The organism is Bacteroidota bacterium, from assembly GCA_018692315.1.
Classification (GTDB): Bacteria; Bacteroidota; Bacteroidia; order Bacteroidales; family JABHKC01; genus JABHKC01.
The window spans coordinates 26708-43081 of sequence record JABHKC010000133.1 but is presented as its reverse complement, the minus strand read 5'-3'; the positions used below and the strand labels follow the sequence as shown (position 1 = coordinate 43081).

Annotated in this window: 9 protein-coding genes; 3 read left to right on the top strand and 6 right to left on the bottom strand. The window is 33.0% G+C overall.

The window, feature by feature from the left end; genetic code table 11:
* Positions 1–1250: hypothetical protein (locus HN894_10200; protein ID MBT7143701.1), on the bottom strand; the 1250-nt coding region annotated here is incomplete at its 3' end.
* 723 nt (positions 1251–1973) lie between these two features.
* Positions 1974–3728: a DNA polymerase III subunit gamma/tau gene (locus HN894_10195; protein MBT7143700.1), complete on the bottom strand. Its 1755-nt coding sequence runs from the start codon at positions 3726–3728 to the stop codon at positions 1974–1976.
* A 420-nt stretch (positions 3729–4148) separates the two neighbouring features.
* Between HN894_10195 and HN894_10190 the strand changes: the two genes are divergently transcribed.
* The 3 genes from HN894_10190 to HN894_10180 all read left to right on the top strand — a co-directional run bounded on the left by HN894_10190 (position 4149) and on the right by HN894_10180 (position 12375).
* Positions 4149–6068: a hypothetical protein gene (locus HN894_10190; protein ID MBT7143699.1), complete on the top strand. Its 1920-nt coding sequence runs from the start codon at positions 4149–4151 to the stop codon at positions 6066–6068.
* 1034 nt (positions 6069–7102) lie between these two features.
* Entirely contained in the window at positions 7103–8518 is a 1416-nt protein-coding gene (locus HN894_10185; GenBank protein MBT7143698.1) for a T9SS type A sorting domain-containing protein, read from the top strand.
* 86 nt (positions 8519–8604) lie between these two features.
* A complete protein-coding gene (locus HN894_10180; protein ID MBT7143697.1) occupies positions 8605–12375 on the top strand; it encodes a hypothetical protein in 3771 nt (1256 codons plus the stop codon).
* A gap of 367 nt (positions 12376–12742) precedes the next feature.
* Here the strand turns inward: HN894_10180 and HN894_10175 are convergent, their stop codons facing one another.
* The 4 genes from HN894_10175 to HN894_10160 all read right to left on the bottom strand — a co-directional run bounded on the left by HN894_10175 (position 12743) and on the right by HN894_10160 (position 16017).
* Positions 12743–13126, bottom strand: a complete 384-nt coding sequence (locus HN894_10175; GenBank protein MBT7143696.1) for a hypothetical protein — start codon at positions 13124–13126, stop codon at positions 12743–12745.
* Between the two features lie 202 nt (positions 13127–13328).
* Positions 13329–13715 (bottom strand): hypothetical protein, encoded by a 387-nt coding sequence (locus HN894_10170; GenBank protein MBT7143695.1) that lies wholly within the window; start codon positions 13713–13715, stop codon positions 13329–13331.
* Positions 13716–13899: 184 nt separating this feature from the next.
* Positions 13900–14787, bottom strand: coding sequence for a hypothetical protein (locus tag HN894_10165; GenBank protein MBT7143694.1), 888 nt, complete (start codon positions 14785–14787; stop codon positions 13900–13902).
* A gap of 123 nt (positions 14788–14910) precedes the next feature.
* Positions 14911–16017, bottom strand: coding sequence for a hypothetical protein (locus HN894_10160; protein ID MBT7143693.1), 1107 nt, complete (start codon positions 16015–16017; stop codon positions 14911–14913).
* Positions 16018–16374: the final 357 nt, after the last annotated feature.

The window sequence follows — 16374 nt, the reverse complement described above, 5'->3', positions numbered from 1 at the left end:
TAAGTTCCTGAAGTGAATTGTGCAGCTCCACCGGCAAAATGCGATTCGCCTTCACAAATATCAACATAAAGGTCGGTTGAAATTTCACTATTTACTGATAGGATTGTTGTTACGATACTATCGCATCCATCTACAGTTGTAAAATTGTCAACATAAGTACCTGAAGTAGTTTGGTCTGCTCCACCTGCATAATATGAACTTCCTGCACAAATAGCAGCATTTTCAGTAATCTCATAAACAGGATGCACAGTCAAATTGGTAGTAATAATGCTATCGCAACCTTCAGCAGTTGTGAAATTGTCGTTATATACCCCTGAAGTGGTTTGATTTGCGCCACCGGCAAAATACAATTCGCCTTCGCAAATTTCAACATCTTCTGTATAAGAATAAACCGCATTTACAGTCAAATTTGTAGTTACTACACTGTCACATCCGTCAACTGAACTAAGATTATCTGTATAGGTTCCGGAAGTTGTTTGATCTGCTCCACCAGCGTAGTAAGACTCTCCATCGCAAATATCAACATTAGCGGTTGTTGCAAAGTCAGAACTAACAGTCAAGTTTGTGGTTACCGTACTGTCGCAACCGAGAATTGAAGAGAAATTATCAATATAAGTACCTGCTGTTGTTTGATATGCTCCACCTGCATAATAGGATTCACCATCACATATTGCGGCATTTACAGTTTCGTTGTAAATTTGCCCTACAGTCAAATTAGTAGTTACAGTGCTGTCGGTACCAAAAATTGATGTATAATTATCAACAAAGGTTCCACTCGTAGTTTGATTTGCACCTCCGGCATAATATGACTCACCATCACAAATTGCAGTATCAACTGTAATGCTATAACTTGCATTTCCTGTCAAAGACTCAACGCCACTCATTCCATTAGAACTAAATTGATTTGTATTTGGAAATCCATATGGCATATAAGTTGCAACCATTTCTGTTTCATTTCCTGTAAGCACATCCCAGACTTTCCATTTAAACTCCTCATTAGACAAAAAGCCATCGTTTCCGTTATCTGCTCCCCATGCTGAAATAAACATATTTCCGGTACTTGGTGTGTATTCAGTATAACCAGCACATGCTAATGTTCCAAGTGAATCAAAAAATACTCCAACATAAGAACCTTCAACAAGCTGCACACCTCCAATAGTAATTGGGATAGTACTAGAAACTAATAATGTATGATTACTACCAGTAGTCTTGTAATACCATGGGGCATTTTGAGCATTTACTGTCGTCATTTTTAGAAATAATACCAAAAATGAAAACAAAAACAATTTAAAAAAGTATGATTTCTTCATAAATATAAAATATTAATTAAATAAAAATTTGTTACTTCATATATTTTTTAGAGATAAAATATTAAATCTATTTTGAATTGAATCACCAATTCACAAAAACCCTGAGGGCTTTGTTTTCTTACGATTTTCAAGTTCTTTCATAATTTAAAGATTTATTTGTTTAGAATTTTTGAGTAAACTTATGTCAGATATAGCAATCATTTCAAAATAAGAACTTCCTGGGAAATTCCTAATATTTATCAGTTTCTTAATCGAAAACTTCATAATAATATTCAATTTTTCTAAAAAATGTAAATATACAATATATATTTTTTTATATATATTTTTTTTCAAAATATCTATTATACTTAAATAGCTGAATATTAGTTTAAAAAAAAATGTTAATTATTTAGATTATACTTATCTGCCTAATAATCATCAATATAAGAACCCAATTTATGTATGCTATTTAACAAAAAAGATTGGTATATTCAATAAATATTTTTATTGATAAAAAGAAAACACTAAAAAATACGGACTTAAACTTCTGGTTATCATAATATTATTAATAATATTGAAAAAAATAGTGTTTTTTTTTAAAATGTCTCATTTTTGAAGTTTTTTTTGAAATAAAATTTCTCCAAAAATTAGAAATTCAAAACACTTAATGCAAAGGCATATATCTTATTGAAAATCCAAACTAAGCTCATCGGAAAACCTTTTCAATAAAGGATTCTTATCAGCTAAATAGCTTAGTTTTTCGCTATTGGTATATGGACGATTATTATCAGTATTTTGTGTAACTTCTACTTCAAGAGTAATTTTAGAATTTTTTAGTTCAGCAGATAAAAATTTCAGAAGTTCAAGCTGAATAGTTCTAATAGAACTTTCTTGAGATTGATTTTCGAGCTTTAATTTTAGAACAAAATTATCTAATAATTCAGGCTTATTTGAATTTAAAATATTGAAAAGTCTTGGTTTAGTGCTACAAAATTTGGTAGCATATGAAGACCAGGCTTCTATCAATTTTGAAGCTGAGAATTTTTCTGATTGCGTGTTTGTTTTATACGAGATTGTGCTTTCTTCCACATTTGAATTTTGCCCATTGATGCTATCAATTTTCTGATTAGATTCCTTTATTTCAAGCGATTGAGCAATATTTTTTATCGAAGATATTTTTTTTATAGTAGGTTTTTCTACATTAATACTTGGTGCATTTTCAGTTTTTTTTACTTCTATAGAATTTTGCACTTCTCTTTTCGTGTTTGTATGAACTTTTTTTGGTGCATCATCCGATTTCTTAATTGCTTCAGGTATTTTTTCAACAGGCTCTTTTTCAATAAGTTTTCCGGAAATATTGCATAAAGAAATTATTGCAATCTCGACATGTAAGCGTTTGTTTTTACTTTCTTTAAATTTCAAATCGCAATTGTTTACAATTTCAAGCGCTTTTACTAAAAAATTCAAACTTGTTTTTCCGACCTGAATACTATATTGTTGTCTTATTGATGGTCCTACTTCTAAAAGTTGAATAGCTTGTTGATCTTTGCAAATCAGTATATCGCGAAAATGCTTACTCAAACTATTTACAAAATTGTGGCTATCAAATCCCTTGTTTAGAATTTCATCGAATAATACTAACGACTGCCAAATATTTCCTTCAAGAAATAAGTCAGTAAGTTTAAAAAAATATTCGTAATCAAGAACATTCAGATTTTCAATAACATTGGCATAAGTTATGCTACTACCAGATGAACTAACTATTTGATCGAAAATAGAAAGTGCATCGCGCATTGCTCCATCTGCTTTTTGTGCAATAATATTTAAACCTTCTATCTCTGCCGATATATTTTCCTTCTCAGCAACATTTTGCAAATGACCGATTGTGTCATCAATTTTTATTCTGTTAAAATCGAATATCTGACACCGAGAAAGAATTGTTGGTATTATTTTGTGTTTTTCGGTAGTAGCAAGAATGAAAATCGCATGTTTTGGTGGTTCTTCCAAAGTTTTCAGAAATGCATTAAATGCTTGTGTAGAAAGCATATGAACCTCATCAATAATATAAATGCTATAACTTCCAATCTGAGGCGGAATTCTTACTTGTTCTGTAAGGTTTCTAATATCATCAACCGAATTGTTCGAAGCTGCATCTAATTCATGAATATTGTAAGACCTTGATTCGCTGAAAGAAACACAAGATTCGCAAACATTACATGCTTCCTGTTCGGAGGTTAAATTATCGCAATTTATGGTTTTTGCAAAAATTCTGGCGCAGGTAGTTTTTCCAACTCCTCGTGGTCCGAAAAACAAATATGCATGTGCAAGATGATTTGTCTTTATGGCATTTTTTAAAGTTTTTGTGATGGATTGTTGCCCAACTACAGTATCGAAAGTAGCCGGTCGATACTTCAATGCAGAAACTATAAAATTATTCATTCATCAATTATTTTTATTCTCTGCAAAGATATATTCTGCAATTGAAAAAAAAAATATTTGCGTTGTTGGGTATAATTCTAATTCAAATACAAAAAATACTTTCCTTAAATAGTGTTTCAAAGAAAACAGGCAATTTTTATAAAATAATTTATTTTTGATGATATTTCTATTTTCTTTCATGCAGTAAATGCTTTTGTATTAGACAAATGAAAAAAATAGAAATATCATCAAAAAGAGATGTTTTTAATTTTGAACTGTTTTCTTAGAGGCACTATGTAGGAAAAGTGTATTTTTACGTCCTATAAATAGAAGAATAATTTGAAGATTTTATTAAGAAATAGCAGGCAGATTTTCAGTTTGAAAATGAATACAAATGAACTTAAAGAAACTTGATATATAATTGAATATGATTAGTTTATTATGCAAATAAAAACCCGAATAACTTTATTTTTGATTGCCTCACTTGGCTTGTTTCTGATTATTGCATGTAGTCATCAGAAATCCGACCTATTCCCACATGAACAAACAATTGTAGAACGATTTCAGAAATCTGTCGATGACAATTTAAGAAGTTCACATCTTGATAGTGCCCAAAGTATTGCTTTGGAGGTTATCAAGATAGAAGAAATAATTGAAGATTATTCGATAATATTTCAAGCGTATAGTCAAGTGGGAATAATTCATGAATACCGGAAAGAATATGATTCAGCAATGATTTGCTATGAAAAAAGTTACAAAATTGCTAAAGAGAATAAAAATCAGAAATTAATTGCAAAATCACTTCACCTTACAGGCAATATTCATTTTCACCAAAAGAAATTAGAAAAAGCTAAAGAAGTTTCATATGAAGCTATGAAAATAAATTTGCAAAGAAATGATACAATAAACCTCGCATTCAATCATTCATTATTAGGACAAATACATCAGTCCAATGCAAATTTTGATTCAGCATTGGTGCATTTCCACTATGCGGCTGAAATTTTCGATGCAATAAAAGACTTTAATAATTATACTGTTGTTCTTAGCAGCATGGCAGATGTATATGCCGAAACAGATGAATATGAAAAATCTTTAAACAAACTTAAAGAAGTCAATGCTATCAATGATTCAATAAACGATTTATATAGTTTGATTTTTAGTTATAATAGAACAGGCTTAGCTTTCCTCAATCTTAATAAATACGATTCTGCAGTGACATTTTTCAAACATTCATACCTTCTTGCAGATAAGCTGGAAATAGGATTTTCTAAACTAATTGCAAAATTTAACACAGGCAGAGCACATTCTATGGCAGGCAACTACGATTCAGCAAATGTGATTCTTCAACAGGTTTACGATTTTTGTATCGAAAACAAAATTGTTGACGGGCAACAAAGATGCCTGCTTCGTATGGGGCAAAATGATTTGGAAAGGAATTTCTCGAATGCAGCAAACATTAAACTTACAGAAGGATTAATACTTGCTAAAAAGAATAATCATTCCGTATTAGAACGCGAGTTTTTGAGAGAATTAACCCGATTGCATATTTCTTCAAACTCCATTAAAACTAATCCACATTATTTTGAGCGCTATCTTAATGTCAGCGACAGCCTTAACAAAAATGAACAAAAGAAAAAAATTGCAGAATTGGAGATTCGTTACGAAACGAAAAAAAAGGATCAAGACATTAGAAACCTGAAAAACAAAAACACTTTAATAAAGATAAGACAGATATTTTTAAGCATTATTTCTGTACTTCTGCTGACTACTGTTGCATTAGTATTTTTCTATTTCAGAAATCGAAACCAATTGTTGCGAAACAAAAACACCTTGGTAAGCGAAAATCTGAAACTGCATGAAATAGAATTAGAAAAAACAAGACTCGACTTGCTGTTAAAAAACCAAATAATCGAAAATCAAAACCTAAAAATCCGGCAAAAAGATCAGGAATTAGTTAATTCTACATTAAACAAATCATACTATACAAAACTATTTGAGGAGTTTGCTGACAAAATGAAACCCTACTATTTGAAACTAAAAAACAAAAAAGATCAAAACGAATTCTTTCAAATAATTGAAAATAGTAAGAAACAAAACTCCATTAAGCCAATTGAGAGCTTTGAAGAAGTGTTCAAAGATTTGCATCCCAATTTTATGAAATCTATTAAAGAAAAATATCCCGAAATTTCGAATCGTGAGTTACAAATTTGTGCAATGATACGTCTGGATATGAGCTCAAAAGAAATTGCATCTGTAACCTTTCTATCTGCAACTTCCATTGATAATGCAAGGTACAGAATACGAAAAAAAATGGATTTATCCACAGATATAAACCTCACAAAAGAATTGGTGAAATATTAATTTCTGAAAGTTTATATGCGGCAAAAAAGATAATTATTGTCTAAATCTATTTTTAAGGTGCTGAAGAAAAATGCCTTGGTGGTAGCAATATGTTTACTAAAATGCTAAATTCTATTATAATAAGTTGAACTTTGAAGATAAATTTTGTTTTTTTTTGATAAAAAGAAAACAAAAATCAAAGCTCCAGAGAATTTTGAGACAATACAAATTTCTCAATCCTCCCCACAAGTAAAGTCGCCCTTTACCAATAATAGTTTCTTAATACGTTTCTGTAATTCAGTAATTTAAACTCAATTTTTCGCATGTTGTTGGAGGGCTTGTTACATGCTTAGCTATGCCCACCGCCAGAATTTTCGAAAAGTATTGTTCCCAAAATTCTCTGATGGCAGGAGTCGCAATAAAGTTAGAACGAGCCTAATTATGAGGCTATTAGTTGCAGAGGACGTGAATTTCGTTGCTATCGACAATTATCAATAGTTGTTCGCACCTAAATAATTTTGAAAAAATTATTGGTGTTGGCCGGAAAAAATGGCGGGCGGGGGCTGGCATGTGGGTGGTAGCATCATTTTTTCTTGACTTTTTGTTACTTTTGTGTCAAGACAAAAGTAATTGAAAGAACAATAAACTGAACTTGATATTTCACAATAATAAGACGAAAATTATTTTCCTCTCCTCAAAAAAAGATTTAACCAGTTTTCTCTTTAAACCTCAATTTCTTCTTTGTGATTCTTTGTGAAACAGCTATTACACAAAGTTGCTCAGAGAAGCTCAAATTGGCACAAAGTTTTAAAAGAAATTATTTTGAAGCCTTATCATAATAACTTTTCAGTACCTGTTAGTTACAAAAGAACTAATCAAAAAAAAATCATTTAAAAGCACATTATCAATCACTTAAATATTGTATGTGAGATTTTTGTGAGATTTTTTCTCCAATTCTTTTTTCATAAAATGACAAATATCATGCTGAGCAGGTTATCTTTGCAGCTCAATTTTTCACTTAAAACTAAATCAAAAAATAAAATAAATCAAAATCTATGAGAAAATTAATTATCATTTCAGTATTTATACACTTAATTGCTTCAGTCGGATTTTCACAAGAAATAATTTCCACTTCAGGAGATTATTTCGAAAACCCGGAAATCTCATTAAGTTGGACTATTGGAGAAGTGGCTGTGGAAACTTTTTCAGGCTATAACTTTTTCCTCTCTCAAGGATTTCAGCAACCGCTCGACTATCAACTCAGTCATTTTCAAAACATTACTCTAAACGAAGGTTGGAGTATGATTTCAACCTTTATTGATAAAGAATCGGAAAGCATAAGTACAGTTTTTCAGCCCGTTGTCTCCGATGTTATAATTATAAAGGACGAAACCGGCAATATTTATTGGCCCCAATACGGAATTGATGCTATTGGATACATGGGCATAGGTAAAGGATATTCAGTAAATATGATAAATAGCACAGCCCTTACAATTTCAGGTCTTGCCGTTTTTCCGGAGGAAACTCCTATTCCATTAGACGAACAATGGAATATGATTGGATATTTGCGGCAATCGGAAGAAGACATTTTGGATGCCTTAAGTGATATATCTCAGAATATCACTATTTTCAAAAACGATTTGGGACAGGTTTATTGGCCATACTATAATTACTGCAGTATCAGCAACTTAGTGCCCGGTGAAGGATATACAGTGAAAATGGAAACAGTAGATACTCTGGTATATTCACCCAATGGTCAGTCGAACAAATCTCAACTGCTTGAAATTAAAACTAAATTCTTTAAAGACATTCAAATCACAGATAACAACATGACTTTAGGAATTTTAGCCTCAGCTTTTCACAACAAAAATGCTGAAGAAACAGCCACTTCTTTGAAAATTGATGACGAAATAGGAGTTTTTAATCAAGAAGGAAAACTTGTTGGAGCTTCAGTTTATAAAGGTGGATACACAGCCATCACAATTTGGGGAGACGACGAACTGACAAGCCATACTGATGGAATGAAAGACAAAGAAAAATATTTTGTCAAAATATTAAAAAATCCTTCTGATTATGAAAATATCGAAGATTTGAACACAGCAAATATTCAAATTATTGAAGTTGAAAACTGGCTTGAAGGAAACGAATTTTATAAAACCAACAAAATTGCAATTGTTTCGAGTTTTAAAAATTTCGAAAACAACGTGAATGCAAATGAAATATATCTACACAACTATCCAAATCCGTTTGATGATTTTGTTTATTTCGAAATAGAAATGCAAACTGACGAACATGTTCAATTATCAATTTTTAATATCCTTGGCGAAAAAATCGATCTAGTTCTAAATCAAAATTTAAAATCAGGATATCACAAATTGCAGTTTGATATGAGCCAGTATCTTCCGGGCACCTACTATTACAAACTGAGAACAAAAAATTTCACAGCAAGCAAGCAGATTGTTAAAATATAATGGTGGCTTCTAAAAATACAAATTTCCAATTTCCAATTACATAAAAAAGTATAAAACTAAATAAACTAATAATTAAATTTTTAAAAATGAAAAGACTATTTATTTTCTTAGGAATCATCCTAATTAGTGCCACAACATTTTCGCAAACACCTCAGAGTTTTAAATATCAGGCTATAGCCAGAGGTCCCGGAGGCGAATTGTTGAGCTATCAGGATGTTACTTTCCGCATCACACTGCTGCAGGGAAGTGCAAACGGTTCAGCAGTTTATGCTGAAACTCATCAGGCAACCACAAATTATTTCGGCTTGGTGAATATAAATATTGGTGAAGGAACACCTGTTTCAGGAGATTTCTCTGCTATCGACTGGAGCATAAACAATTATTTCATTCAGGTTGAAATTGACCCTGCCGGCGGAAGTTTTTTTCTTATGATGGGAACGACTCAATTGCTCTCGGTGCCTTATGCCTTGCATTCGAAAACTGCCGAAAGTTTTCAAACAGGTGAATACGCCGACCTAAATGGAAAACCTGAATTATCTTTTGTAAACGATTCATTAATTATATCCTCAGGCGGAGGCTCGGTTTATCTTGGCAATTATGGCAATCTTATAAAAATTGGTGCAGATAGCACTTTTCTAAAAGGTCTTATTGACCAAAATGCAGCAGATATTACAACAGAAATTACAAACCGTACAAATGCCGACAACAATCTGCAAGCAAACATCGATGCAGAAACACTTGCCCGACAAAATGCAGATACCGATTTAAATACGGAAATGGATGCTGATTCAACTTATTTGAAAAATCTGATAGATGCAGGTTCAAGTAATATTTCTGATTCAGACAACGACACAAAAATTCTTGTAGAAGAAACCACCGACGAAGATTCTATAAAGTTTGTTGTGAATGATACTCTTCGCTGGATTATGACCAGAAACAGATTAGAAGCAAAAAATAATGGAGGTTCAATTTATATTGGAAAGGATGCCGGCGCATCAGATAAGTTGAATTACGAAAAAGAAAATGTTTTCGTAGGTATAAATAGTGGTAATGCAAATGTCTCAGATGATAATGTTTTTATTGGATCGAATAGTGGAAGATACAGCGAGAAAGCAGATCAAAGTGTTTTTATTGGAACCCAAAGCGGTATGTATAGTTATAGTGATTATAACACATTTATAGGTTTTAAAAGTGGCAAGTTAAATACTTTAGGAAATTCCAATATTTTTATTGGCTATGAAACCGGACAGAAAAATACGGAAGGAGACAAAAATACTTTTGTGGGATCCGATTGTGGCGAATATAATACCACAGGTAATGAAAATGTAAGTTTAGGATATAACAGCGGCTTTAATAATTCTACAGGAGGCGGAAATGTTTTCTTAGGTTTCAAAGCTGGGTATAGCGAATTGGGCAGTAACAAACTTTACATCGAAAACTCAAACACAAGCTCACCATTAATCTACGGAGATTTTGCAGCCGACTCTCTTGCAATAAACGGAACACTTACTGTAACAGGCGGCAATCCTGGATTAGGCAAAGTTTTAACATCAGATGCAAATGGTTTTGCAAGCTGGCAGGCAACAAGCTCCGATGCTATTTCTGATGCCGACAACGACACAAAAATCATGGTTGAAGAAACTGCCGACGAAGATTCTATTAAGTTTGTTGTGAATGACACATTGCGTTGGAACATGGTAGGATCACGTATTGAACCTAAGAACTCAGGTGGTTCTGTAATTATTGGAGAAGGTGCAGGAGCAAGTGATGATTTTAGCAATAATCAAAATGTATTCATCGGAAAAAATAGTGGAAAATCAGAAAAAAATGATAATAATGTATTTATCGGAGCTTATAGTGGTAAAAGCACAAAAGGTGATGATAATGTTTTTATCGGATCATACAGTGGAGAAAATGGCGTGAATGCAGAAGAAAATGTCTTTATCGGTTATCAAAGTGGTATGAATTGTAATGATGATTACAATACATTTGTTGGAGCATTTAGTGGAAAACAAACTACCTCAGGATGGAGAAACACATATCTTGGGTACAACAGTGGAGAAAACAATACTACAGGGCTGGGAAATCTATTTGTTGGATACAATAGTGGCCGCTACAATGAAACCGGTGAGAAAAATATTTTCCTGGGATATGATGCTGGATTTTATGAAATGGGAAGTGAAAAACTCTACATTGAAAACTCAGATTCAGAAACACCTCTTATTTATGGAGATTTTGATGCAGACTCCCTCGCAATAAACGGAACTCTTACAATCACCGGTGGCAATCCCGGATTAGGCAAAGTTTTAACATCAGATGCAAATGGTTTTGCAAGCTGGCAGGCAACAAGCTCCGATGCTATTTCTGATGCCGACAACGACACAAAAATACTTGTTGAAGAAACGCCTGATGATGATAATATAAATTTCACAATTCAAGATACAACGCGTTGGCAAATGAATGGCAACAGATTGGAAACTACAAATGCTGACAGATCTGTGTTTATCGGCGAAAACGTTGGTAACAAAGGCGAATCTAATGTTTTCATAGGTCTGGAAAGTGGAACAAGTAATACAGATGGTGATGACAATATTTTTGTTGGAGCTTGGACAGGATATAGCAACACAACAGGCGACAATAACATTTTCCTCGGAGTAGAAAGTGGTGGGAATAATACTACAGGAAGAAAAAACTTTTTTGGAGGATATTATAGCGGTGGCGAAAACACAACTGGGCAAAAAAACATATATTTAGGTTTCGAAACTGCATATAGCAACACTACAGGTTCTGGTAATACTTTCATTGGACATCAATCAGGATATGAAAATAATTATGGTTCATATAATGTTTTCTTAGGTTATCAGGCAGGAACCTATGCCTACGGAAGCAATAAACTTTTTATCGAAAACTCCGACTCTGAAACTCCACTAATTTATGGTGATTTTGATAAAGACTCACTAGTATTTAATGGAGATGTAACAATCCCAAGTGGCAACACTTTGACTGCTTCGAAACAAGGAATAGGAACTAACACACCCGATGCCAGTGCAGCTCTCGAAATTCAGAGTACTACACAAGGTTTCCTTCCTCCACGTATGACGGAAGTAGAAAGAGATGCCATTAGCTCACCAGCCGCTGGTCTTATGGTTTGGTGTACAGATTGTGGCACAGCAGGCGAATTGCAGGCTTATGATGGAGCAGCCTGGCAAAGTTTAATGGGTGGAAGCACTGGAAGCACCGGAGGTTCTGACACCACCTTTACCTGCGGAACATCTACAATTGATGATATTGATGGAAATACCTACTCAACTGTTGAAATTGGCAACCAATGCTGGATGGGCGAAAATCTAAATGTTACAAAAGAACCGCTAGGGAACTCTATTACACGAAACTGCTATGACAATAATAATGCTAATTGCAATACTTATGGTGGTTTATACGATTGGAGTACTATAATGAATGGGGCTGCAAGCAGCTCTGCTAATCCAAGCGGGGTACAGGGTATTTGCCCGGATGGCTGGCATGTACCAAGCTATGATGAATGGAATGAGTTATCCACATTTCTTGGGGGAACTTCAGTCGCCGGAGGTAAGATAAAAGAAACCGGAACTTCTCATTGGAATTCTCCAAATACGGATGCTACTAATTCAAGTGGTTTCAGTGCTCTTCCTGGTGGCTATTTATACAACGGTAATTTTAGCTCGATGTATTCTAATGGCATGTGGTTTACGTCCACACATATTGCATCATATACCGCCCATGCTTACTTTATAAGGGTAAGTGACAATCATGGAATTCTGGACTTTATAGATAATCCTAAGGAGATAGCATATTCAGTCCGCTGCGTAAAAGACTAAAACAATAGATTTGAGTTAATTAATTATGAGTTAAAAATACAACACTATATATTGAAGCAGTATCGGGGTTTTGCCGGTAGAGGTTGAGCTGCTCGGTTTTAGCCCTGAAAACTGTTTCATAGTATTCAATTTTTAATTATTAAAGCTATTCTGAAACTAAATGTATGAGTTTGGTTAAATAGTATAATTTGTTACTTCAAACTAAGCCCCATTGTTCTTTTACTTTGGGGCTTTTTTTATGTTTACTGTATAAAAACCTCGCTGTGCGAAGTATTCAACTACGCTCTCACCTGCCGCAAGTTTGCAACTTGTGGCTATTTCTCCGTTTGAGCTATCAAATGTGGCTTCGAGTGCCTCAACCACCTTGCTAAGCGTAGTTTTTACTACGCTCTCTGCAAAAAATCAATATTGTTCCCATCAAAAACAAAGGAATACAAATCGCATACAGCACAAAATAGTTGAAATCGCCGGCATAGGCTTGAAAAAAGAAAAATGCTGCAACACTGAACAATATCAAAACAATTCCACCAATTGTTTCCCATTTCCAGACTACATAATTTATTATAAACAAAAGAGCCCATGGAAGAGCGTTTGGAGAATTTTTTACCACTCCCATCAATCCGCCGCCATAGGTTTCTGAACCAGAAAGCAGTGCAAAGAGAAACAAAAGTGTGGTGAGAATCAATAGTAAGGATCTAACTCCTATTCTTAAAATTCTAATCGTCGATTTATTAAAAATTTGTTTTTTCATGATATCGTTTTGGATATGCGTAGTGCGGGTTAAAGAAGCACTACACTTTTATTCAACAAATAAATATGATTACTAATATTAGCTTTCAGTTTGCAATGAACCCTGTAACACGTATGGGTTTTTATTATGGACTGAATTTATTAAAACAGTCTTAAAGTTTCTTCATTCTCTTCAAAACATCAAGCAATAGTTTATGTTTTTTTTAAGAAATGCTTTTTGATGATTTTTTCGTTAACCACCAACTGCAAATATATAAAATTGAAGGTATCAGATAAATAAAAATAGTATAAATAAAATTAGCTTGAGGATTAATTCCTACAAGAAAGATAAAAATAATAAAGCTACACAAGGAAATAATGCCTCCATTACCCTCTTTCCATAATGCAAAGATGAGTCCGGCAAGACCTACAATAAAAAATACAAATGCCATTATCATTAAACTATCAAATTTCTCAAATGGACAAACTCCATTCCTATTGTAGCTCCCAAGCATTTCACCAACACCTATAATTATAGTAAACAGAACTAATAATATACCAATTACACGAGCTGTCCAGCGAATGATATTTATTATTGTAGAAGTTTTCATTTTTAAAGTTTTTTAATTTTTAAATAAATATTTCTCAGTCTAAATCATAATTGTCAAGTCTATCAAAGTTAAACTTTAGTAGCTCTGGCCAAAGCATTTTTTCAATATGCTCATAAATTTTATTGTCATTTACATATTTTCAAACTTCACAAGCATTAAGTATAGATAGGAAAACTGTAATACATTAGAAAAATTTATCTTTATAAGATTCTGTTATATTTCTGTTTTCATCGAATTTGAGTGTAAACTTTTTCTCGTATAAAACCCCATTTATTGTTTGATCTTTTGCAAGTGTACATTTCTTTAATTTTCCATTTTCATAAAGCCATATCCCTCCTTTTGTAGAAGATGCTAAACATATCACGCCATTCACATCAATATCATCAACAGCATAAAAGAATTTTAATTTTCCATTTGGATAAAAACGAATACCACCTCCGCCCATCCATATCCAACTTGTATATTTGGTTCCCGAACACTGATAGCCTTGAATTATTGGGTCATATAAACAATATGTAGAGAAACTTCCGCTCTCAGCAAACACTGCAAGAGTACCCTTCCTTAGCATATTTCCTTCAATAGTGTCATCATCGCCAAGAATACAAGCTCGCAAATTCCAGTTTGTTGTAAATATAACCTCCTCAGTAGCAGAGCATAAAAGACCATTTATTGATTGATTGGATATGAATTTGCATGTATTTACAAAATCATGTCCTGCTACAACCAAATAATGTGTTTGAAGATCATATTTATTTATATCAAAACCAATGTAAGTATCTTTAGGAAAGATGTATTCACCAAAAGTATGCTCATCGGCAAGGGTGAAATATTCCAGTTTCCAATTTTTAACAAAACTAATTTTGTGGTGGCAAGGAATCCCTTTTATTATAGTCTTATGTTTTAAAAGACCTTCAATATGAAGTGTATCATTTGTTTTCTTGTCAAGAGTAAAAGTAATTTCTTTAAAATCAATATGATTGAAAGTTCTGTCAGTATATGTGTCCTTCTTCATTTTCCCGAGACAGGAAGTTGAAATTAGGACAATTGCCAAAATGAATGCTAAATTTTTCATGTCTATATTTTTTAATTGATAAATATTTATTGGTAACTTTTAAAATGGTAAGATTCAAACTTCATCAGTTTTGCATAACAAGACCACAAGGCATATAAAGCAAAACTGATAAAGTCATTAATTCTATTTTTTAGTTTTTCTTTTAGCAATATTAAAACCAAATGAAATTCCTACAACAGTGCCCTCTTTGTTCGGCGAAACATAAAGATTTACCGGAACATTCAAATAGCCTGATTTAAAAGTTTTTCCAACAGCAATAATCAAACCTGTGGTAAGTTTTGCATCTCCCCTATTGTCGAGAGCTTCTTCCAATTTATAGTTGCTACCGGAAGGTACTTGGTCGGCCATATGCCATATATCGTTTTCGTCCCAGTAGCCTTCTGCCACTTGCGAAATTCTAAAAACAGGACCCAAGCCCAACTCAAAACCACTTTTGTTGAACCTAAAACCATTCAAGAAAGTCAATGAAGGAATAACTTTTCCCGACTCCAAACCGTTTATTGCTCCAACAAATTCTACGAGTGCTTGAAAATCGCCTGAGCTAATGTACTGTACCTCATACTGATATCCAAAAACTGAAGTAACCGGATACATATTAAATCCGCCTTCTTTTTCCGATGCCATCAATCGTTCAGCAGCTCTTCCGGTTGTCCAAATCGCGCCCATTCTTGGCCCATTTAGTTTCAGTGTAGTTTTTTCGCTTGTGATAGGTGCACTAAAATTCGATAATAAATCTACCAAATTTTGGTCGTTTTCAATTCCAAGCAAATTATTCAATGAAATTCTAACCATAATCTGAATTTCTGACTGTTGGTTTAGATATTCCATCACATCGGTTTTTTCAATTTTTTCGGTACTAACATCTATCATGCGTAGAATTAGAATAATTTTCTCTCCAAAACGCTCGGCACTACCAGTGAGCATTTTGTCTGCTTCGAGCAATTTTCCAACTTTCACCAATTTGGTTTTTCCGAAACATTCGTTCACGTCAATTCCGTTTTTCTTAACAATATCTGCAACATCATATTTGTCCAGGACTTCGAAAGTATTTGCCTTTTCCAATTCGAGCCGAACCATGCTTCCCATAGTTGAATTGTCGTAGTCCAAACCTTTAGTGTCGATACTTATCACAGCAATACTCTCTTTGTTTTGAGCTGAAACAACAGAATTTAACGAAAATACCAAAAAGCCAATAATGGCAATTCTTAAAATAAACATTTGTGTTTTCATAACTTTAAATTTTAAATTAATAATCTATTTCTTTAAACCTTCAATCTTTATTAAAGATCTTTTCATGAAACAAAGGTATGGCAGTAATTAAGGCGATAAAAACGGTTATTTACAATCTGTTTTTGAAATTTGTAGAATTCCAAAAATAATTTCTATAAAAATGAAATCTGAATAATATTTTTGCATATTATGCAAATTTTCAATCAAAATTATTGTAATTTGCAAATTATTTTTTTACTAAAATTAGATTATGTTAAAAATAGATGAAATTAGAATTAGTAAAAATACTTTTATTAACATATTTATTATGGGGACTTCTAAAAATAGCAAATTTCAAGGCGTAAGAAATTTTAAGAC

Excerpts from the sequence above, each read along its gene's own strand:
- HN894_10195 (MBT7143700.1), bottom strand. The coding sequence starts at position 3,728 with ATGAATAATTTTATAGTTTCTGCATTGAAGTATCGACCGGCTACTTTC.
- HN894_10190 (MBT7143699.1), top strand. The coding sequence starts at position 4,149 with ATGCAAATAAAAACCCGAATAACTTTATTTTTGATTGCCTCACTTGGC.
- HN894_10185 (MBT7143698.1), top strand. The coding sequence starts at position 7,103 with ATGAGAAAATTAATTATCATTTCAGTATTTATACACTTAATTGCTTCA.
- HN894_10180 (MBT7143697.1), top strand. The coding sequence starts at position 8,605 with ATGAAAAGACTATTTATTTTCTTAGGAATCATCCTAATTAGTGCCACA.
- HN894_10175 (MBT7143696.1), bottom strand. The coding sequence starts at position 13,126 with ATGAAAAAACAAATTTTTAATAAATCGACGATTAGAATTTTAAGAATA.
- HN894_10170 (MBT7143695.1), bottom strand. The coding sequence starts at position 13,715 with ATGAAAACTTCTACAATAATAAATATCATTCGCTGGACAGCTCGTGTA.
- HN894_10165 (MBT7143694.1), bottom strand. The coding sequence starts at position 14,787 with ATGAAAAATTTAGCATTCATTTTGGCAATTGTCCTAATTTCAACTTCC.
- HN894_10160 (MBT7143693.1), bottom strand. The coding sequence starts at position 16,017 with ATGAAAACACAAATGTTTATTTTAAGAATTGCCATTATTGGCTTTTTG.